This window comes from Bartonella sp. MR168JLCBS (assembly GCF_042194175.1).
Genome location: NZ_JBHIMP010000572.1, coordinates 287 through 574 on the forward strand (window position 1 = coordinate 287; position 288 = coordinate 574).

Annotated in this window: 1 pseudogene; it reads right to left on the reverse strand. The window is 45.1% G+C overall.

Features of this window, described 5'->3' with window-relative positions:
- Nucleotides 1-135 precede the first annotated feature (135 nt).
- Nucleotides 136-288: pseudogene (locus ACFIK8_RS12760) on the reverse strand (conjugal transfer protein TraH); the annotation flags it as partial.

The window sequence follows — 288 nt, forward strand, 5'->3', positions numbered from 1 at the left end:
GTGCGATGAAACATTTTGATTGGTCTTTATGAAATCAAGGATCTCAACTGTTTCACGCAATATGTACATTGTGCGCTCTCTAGCGCGCGCAGTGCAAAAACAAGAACTCTCGTTCTTTTTAAGAGGTATCTGACATCAAAATCGACCACGGCCTCTATCTCCAATTTTTGCAACTTTGGCTGCGGCACCTGCTGTACCAGAGAGAGTTGATGCTGCGCTTTTGGCTGCGTTTCTGCCCGTTTTCGCGCCACTGGAAAGCATTGTAAAAATTTGTCCTCCTGAAGAGAT